This is a genomic window from Mycobacterium sp. (genome assembly GCF_050701675.1).
Lineage (GTDB): Bacteria > Actinomycetota > Actinomycetes > Mycobacteriales > Mycobacteriaceae > Mycobacterium.
In genome coordinates this window covers 1-6,245 of sequence record NZ_JBOGDD010000173.1, presented here as the reverse complement: position 1 = coordinate 6,245, position 6,245 = coordinate 1, and the positions used below count along the sequence as shown (strand labels likewise).

Sequence of the window (6,245 nt, the reverse complement as noted above, 5' to 3'; positions counted from 1 at the left end):
GCACCCGGTGAACCCGTCGCCCCGGCTGGCCGAGTACGCCCATACCCGACGGTGGCCGATCTTGTCGTTCGCCATCCGCAGCCGGCGCCACGATCCCCTGCCGGTGGTCCGCACCGCGGCCATGTTCGCCACCCTGCTCGGCGCCGGCGGCCTCGGCGTCGCCGCCGGAGCCCTGCGACGAGACCGCCGGCTCGGCGTCGATCTGGCCACTGGCCTGTTCGGGCGGGTGGCGCCCCGCCTGGGCAGTATCACCATCGAGGTCACCGGCGGCCATCACGCGTGGTCGCACCGCCCCGCGGTGTTCTTCGTCAACCATCAGAGCACGCTGGTCGACGTCCTGGTCGCCTCCCGCGTCATCGAGCGGGGGTTCACGATCGTGGTCAAGGCCGAGGTGCGGCAGATGCCGGTGATCGGTCGCTTGTTCGACCTGGCCGGGGTCGCCTTCCTGGACCGCACCAATACCTCCCAGGCGATTTCGGCGTTGCAGCCCGCCGTGGACACCTTGCGGTCGGGCACCTCGATCGCGCTGGCCCCGGAAGGCACCCGATCGTTCACACCGGCAGTCGGGGCCCTGAAGAAAGGCGGGTTCCATCTGGCCCGCGACGCGGGTGTTCCGATCGTGCCCGTGGTGATCCGCAACGCCGGGGAGATCATGTGGCGCAACGCGATGATCGCCCAGAAGGGCACCATCGACGTCGCGGTGCACCAACCCGTGCCGACCGCCGGCTGGGACCGCGCCGACATCGACACCTGGCGCCAGGCGATGCAGCGGCTCTACACCGACACCCTCGACGACTGGCCTGGCGTGGCCGCCGGACGGCGCTGGTCACAGTTGATCGCCGAGTCCACCGGACGGAGTTACTGACATGGCCGGCGCCGAAGACCGCCGTCCACTGGTGCCCTGGCGTCGGTGGAGGACCGACCCATTCCGGACTGCCGACGGCGGCGCGCCGCGGCCCGGCGATCCCCCCGACGTCGCCGCGCTCCTGGAATCCGATGAATTCCGCAGTGCCACCGACGCATTGGCTCGCCACCTCGGACACGACCAGCGCCAGGTCCGCACCGAAGCGGCCGGCTACGTCCGGGAGATGGCCGCAAGCCACAACCCGGTGGTGTTGGGCACCTGGCATCGCATCGCCGCGTGGCTGGTGCGGGGCTACGAGATCGTCACCGATCCTTCCAGCCTGACCGAACTGCGTGAACTCGACCGCCACAACACCTTGATCTTCCTGACCTCGCACCGGTCCTACCTCGACGAGTTCGCCCTCCCTCCGCGCTTGGCGCAAGCCGGTCTATCGCCCTGCTTCGGTATGGCGGGCGCCAACCTGGACTTCTTCCCGTTGGGGACCTTGGCGCGACGCAACGGGATCGTGCACGTGCGCCGCGCCTCGGGCGACGCGCCGGTGTACCGCACCGCGTTGCGCTCGGTGGTCGGACGCCTGGTCTCCCAAGGGCACAACTTGGTGTGGTCGATCGAGGGTGGGCGCACCCGAACCGGCAAGCTGCGCCCACCCCGTTTCGGCCTGCTGCGCTACGTCACCGACGCCATCGAATCCGTGGCGGCGGCCGACGCGCTCATCGTGCCCGTCTCCATCATCTATGACCAGCTACCGCTGCACGAAGTGGAATTGATGGCCCGCGAGGCCCGCGGAATCCGCAAGCAGCCCGAGGATCTCAAGTGGTTGGCCGCCTACGCCCGCCGCCTCGAAACACGCTTGGGCCGAATCTATCTCGACTTCGGGACGCCAATACCTGTCTACGCCAAGATGATGGCATTGCACGGCGAGGGACTCGATGACCGCCAGGTCGTCGAACGGCTAGCGCTCGACATCTGCCACCGCATCAATCGGACCACGCCGGTGACCGCGACCGCGGCGGTCTGCGCGGCGATGTTGGGCCAGGACAAGGCACTGACGCTAGCCGAAGTCTGTGACACCGTGCAGCCGTTGGCCGACTACCTGCGCGCCCGGGGGTGGGCCGTAGCCGGCAACGCCGATCTGACCGAACGTGCGACCGTGTTCCGCACGCTGCGCAGTCTGGTCGATTCCGGGGTGTTGAAGTGCTACACCCGTGGCCCGCAGACGGTGTGGGGCATCGGAAACGATCAGCACCTCATCGCCTCGGTCTACCGCAACAGCGCCGTGCACGTGCTGGTGGTGCGGGCCATCGCCGAGGTCGCGCTACTCACCTTGTCCCGGATGCCGACAGGGGACACCCGCACGGCCTGGCAGAGCGCGCTGGCCGTGCGGGAGATGCTCAAGTTCGACTTCTTCTTCGCTGCGCGAGACGAGTTCGCCCAAGAACTGTGGAACGAGGTCGGCTTGATGGCCGGCATGAACCAACAACACACCGACCAGCTCGACGCCCGCCAGGCGCACCGGTGGCTCACCGGCAGCAGCCTGATCGTCGCTCCCCTGGTCCTGCGGCCCTACGTCGACGCCTACCGCGTCGTGGCACAGCAGCTGCTCGCCTCGACACCTTATGAGGCGTTCGAGGAGGAGCAGTTCCTCGATGCCTGCCTGCGCCTAGCGAAGCAGTGGTCGCTGCAGAAGCGCATCGCCAGCGAGGAATCGATCTCCGGTGAGATGTTCGGCACCGGAATCAAACTCGCCACCCACCGCGGACTCCTCGACGGGGGCACCTGCGCCGAGGACCTCGCCGCGCGGCGGCAGGTGTTCGCCGAGGATCTCGACCGACTGCATCACGCCATCACCGCACTCGCCGGCATCGATGACACCGCCCCACCCGAGTACGCCCTCGCCCAACGGCCCAGCCGAACCTGAACGGACTCGAAGGAGAGCCATGCCCATCCCCCGACACCTCGGCCCCGTCCTGCTGGCCGGCACAGTCGCAGCCGCGGCGATCACGACCACGCGACACCTGTCACGACCCGTCGCCCCGCCCGACCGTCTCGAGTTGACGGCCCTGCATCGGGGCGGCTCGGGGTCACCGCTGCTGCTGTTGCACGGCATCGGCGCGATCTGGCGGGTGTGGACCCCGGTGCTGGAATTCCTGGAGCCACACCACGACGTGATCGCCCCGACGTTGCGGGGCCACGGTGGTGGTCTGCCCCTGGACGGCACGCTCACCCCGTCGTTGGAGGCACTAGCCGACGGCCTGGAGGAGGACCTGGACCGACTAGGGCTCACCAAGGTGCACATCGTCGGCAACTCGCTGGGCGGATGGCTGGCCGTGGAGCTGGCCCGCCGTGGTCGGGCCCAATCGCTGATACTGCTGAGCCCCGCGGGGGCCTGGAACTCACAGCGCCGGATCGCACTGACGGCCAAGGCTATTGGTCTCTCGGTCAACCTCTCGGCCCGCTGCGCGCCGTATGCCGACGCCGTGGCAGCCAACCCGACCTTGCGGTGGCTGATGCTGGCCGGGCAGGTCGCTCACCCCAGCCGGGTGGCGCCAGAGAGCTTGGCTGCCCACATCCGCGCTAGTGCCCAGGCACCGGCGGTCGACACCCTGCTTCGGCGCCTGCCGCAGCGCAGCATGGAGCCGCTCCCGCCAAACCGCGACTACCCGACCCGCGTGGTCTGGGCCGTCCACGACCGAGTGTTGCCGTTCAACGGATTCGGCGCCCCGATGCTGGCGCGGCTCCCCGGCGCCGAACTCGTCCGCCTCGACGGCGTGGGCCATGTCCCCATGTCCGATGATCCGGCCGCCGTGGCGCAGCTGATACTGCAGGTCACCCAGGCAGCCGACGCCTATTCGAGCTACGCGGTCGGAAGTGAGTGAGATGCCCACCGACGAGGACGACGCCCTCACCCACTGGGGCGGCGCGGCGACCCTGAGCGCCTGGGAAGCAGTGATGTGGCGCGCCGAGGGGCTGCACCAGACCCGGTCCACCGGGGTACTCATCGAGTTGCTCGACCGCGAACCGGACTGGGACCGGCTCGTGAGCGCCCACGACCGACTCACCTTGGCGATACCCCGCATGCGGGAGCGCATCGTCGAGCCACCCGTGCCGATCATCGCCCCCGTCTGGTCCCCCGATGCTCACTTCGACCTGTCCTATCACCTGCAGCGGGTGCGCCTGCCTGGGGACGGATCGATCGCCGAATTGCACGCGTTCATCGCGCAATTCGCCAGTCGGCCCTTGGACCCGCACCGGCCGCCGTGGGAAGCCGTATTGGTCAGCGGAGTGCATGACGGGAAGTCCGCTTATCTGTTCAAACCTCATCACAGCCTGACCGACGGTCTCGGGATGCTGCAGCTGCTCGACCTCACCCATGGTCACGGCCTGGACCCCGACCCGCGGCGCAGCACCTCCCGGCAGGCTGCCCGCCCGGTCGCCACACCGTCGGGGCTGATCGTCGAGCGGCTCACCGCCAAGGCGATCACCGCGCCGGGTAATCTGGCGCGCGGCGCGGTGCATGGGGTGGGACGGCTGGCCGGTGACCCGCTGGGCACCGCCACGCGGGTCGTGCGATTCGGCGCCTCGCTGCGGCGTGTCCTGACTCCCGTGGCCGCACCCCGCTCGCCCCTTCTCTGCGACGGTGGTCCCGGATACCGGTTGCTCACGCTGGACGTGCCTCTGTGTGAGATGAAGGCCGCCGGCAGAGCCGCGCACGGTTCGGTCAACGACGCCTTCCTCGCGGCGATCCTCGGCGGAGTCCGTCGCTACCACGAGAAGTTCGCGCTACCCGTCGACTTCATCCCGATGGCCATTCCGATCAGTCTGCGCACCGACGCCGATCCGTTGGGCGGCAACAGATTCGCCGCTGCCCGCTTCACCGCGCCGGTGGGTGAACCGGATCCCGCCACCCGCATCGCCGCGATCCACCGCTTCATCGCCGACGCCAGGGGCGAGCCGGCGCTGGGCTTTCTGGACCTGATCGCGCCGGTCCTTGGCGCGTTGCCGGGTTCGGTGCTGAGTCGAATCGCCGGTGAGATGACCGGCGCCATCGACGTCCAAGCTTCCAACATGGGCGGAGTGGGGCGAGAGCTCTACCTTGCCGGTGCACGGGTGACCGGTCTCTATCCGATGGGGCCACGCCCAGGCGTAGCAGCCATGGTGACCATGGTGTCCTACGATGAAAACTGCTGCGTCACCGTCAACTTCGACCCAGAGGCGATCACCGACGCTGACACCTTCGCCACCTGTCTACGCGAGGGCTTCGACGAAGTGACCGCGTTGGCGGGAGCCATGTAGTCGCAGGTGTTGGGGGATCTGTTGACCTGCTGACGGCCGAGCTGGCTGCACACTTCGGGGGCGGCACCCGGACACCGACGCTCATCTCGCCGGTGCATCAGCAGGGCCCTCGTCGGGACATCGGCGTCGCCGACACCGCGCGGTTGCGCTGCGCTCAGGCCTTGGGGGCTGCCTCGGCGGCGGCCTTGTTGAGCAGGAACTCACCGATGTAGGTGCGGGTCTGATCGGCGTTGAGCGGCTGGAACATCGACGCTGCGGAGTCGCGGTAGAGCCTTTCGAAGATCGAGCCCTTGCGGAAGGAGGAGCCGCCCACCATGCTCATCGCGTGCCGGGACATGTTGATCACGTTGTCGGCGATGAAGGTCTTCGCCAGACCTAGGTAGGGGAAGCGCAATTCCGGATCCCAAAGCTTGTCCTTACCATCGATCTGCTCCTGGCAGGTCTGGTAGAGCACGCGTCGGCTGAACTCGACCCGAGACGCCATGTCACCGATGCCGTCGATGATGTGCCCGACGCTCTTGACCTCGGTGTCGGCGGCGACGATCGCGCCGAACGTCGCGCCCAAGTGCTTCTTGGACAACGTCTTGACGGATTCTTCCAGGATGCGTTGCTGCATACCGAGATAGACGCTGGCGAACATCAGCGACGCCCATTCCAGCACGCCGAATGCCCCAGCGCGCCATGGCGCGACGAATCCGTCCTCGGGCACGAAATAGCCGTCGAACACGATGGTCTGGGTGCCAGTGGCGTGCATGCCGAGGGCGTCCCAGGTCTTCTCGATGCGGATGCCGTCGCCTTGGAGGTTCTCGTCGAGGTCGAAGTCGCCGATGAACAGCTTCTCCGCGGCCACCCGGCCGTCGAAGGTGTCGGGCAGGTTGCCGTCGGCATCGGTTTCGGTGGCGTTGGTGGTGATGATGTCGGCGGCCTCGCACAGTGTGCCCCACGTCTTCTTGCCGTAGATTCGCCAGCCGCCACCCTTCTGTGGGACGGCCTGCATGTCCGCCAGCCCGGAGAAGCCGGCGCGCTGCTCGGAGAACGGGCCGAACATCAGCTCGCCGTCGGCGACGCGCCCCAGCCAGTACTTGTT

5 protein-coding genes are annotated in these 6,245 nt (G+C 68.2%); 4 read left to right on the top strand and 1 reads right to left on the bottom strand.

Translation table 11 applies throughout. From position 1 onward, the window contains the following. The 4 genes from ACRDUX_RS05135 to ACRDUX_RS05120 form a co-directional block, all read left to right on the top strand. The coding region (locus ACRDUX_RS05135) for a lysophospholipid acyltransferase family protein (RefSeq protein WP_526411646.1) at positions 1-865 on the top strand (865 nt) is incomplete at its 5' end. A 1-nt stretch (position 866) separates the two neighbouring features. Further along, positions 867-2,783, top strand: a complete 1,917-nt coding sequence (locus tag ACRDUX_RS05130; RefSeq protein ID WP_526411644.1) for a 1-acyl-sn-glycerol-3-phosphate acyltransferase — start codon at positions 867-869, stop codon at positions 2,781-2,783. A 19-nt stretch (positions 2,784-2,802) separates the two neighbouring features. Next, positions 2,803-3,741: an alpha/beta fold hydrolase gene (locus ACRDUX_RS05125; RefSeq protein ID WP_526411642.1), complete on the top strand. Its 939-nt coding sequence runs from the start codon at positions 2,803-2,805 to the stop codon at positions 3,739-3,741. Position 3,742: 1 nt separating this feature from the next. Further along, positions 3,743-5,158: a wax ester/triacylglycerol synthase domain-containing protein gene (locus tag ACRDUX_RS05120; protein WP_526411648.1), complete on the top strand. Its 1,416-nt coding sequence runs from the start codon at positions 3,743-3,745 to the stop codon at positions 5,156-5,158. Positions 5,159-5,312: 154 nt separating this feature from the next. Here ACRDUX_RS05120 and ACRDUX_RS05115 read toward each other — a convergent pair. Continuing rightward, positions 5,313-6,245, bottom strand: a 933-nt coding sequence (locus ACRDUX_RS05115) for an acyl-CoA dehydrogenase family protein (protein ID WP_526411640.1), incomplete at its 5' end; no start/stop codon positions are given.

Coding starts and splice junctions, on each gene's coding strand:
- ACRDUX_RS05130 (WP_526411644.1), top strand. CDS start 867: ATGGCCGGCGCCGAAGACCGCCGTCCACTGGTGCCCTGGCGTCGGTGG.
- ACRDUX_RS05125 (WP_526411642.1), top strand. CDS start 2,803: ATGCCCATCCCCCGACACCTCGGCCCCGTCCTGCTGGCCGGCACAGTC.
- ACRDUX_RS05120 (WP_526411648.1), top strand. CDS start 3,743: ATGCCCACCGACGAGGACGACGCCCTCACCCACTGGGGCGGCGCGGCG.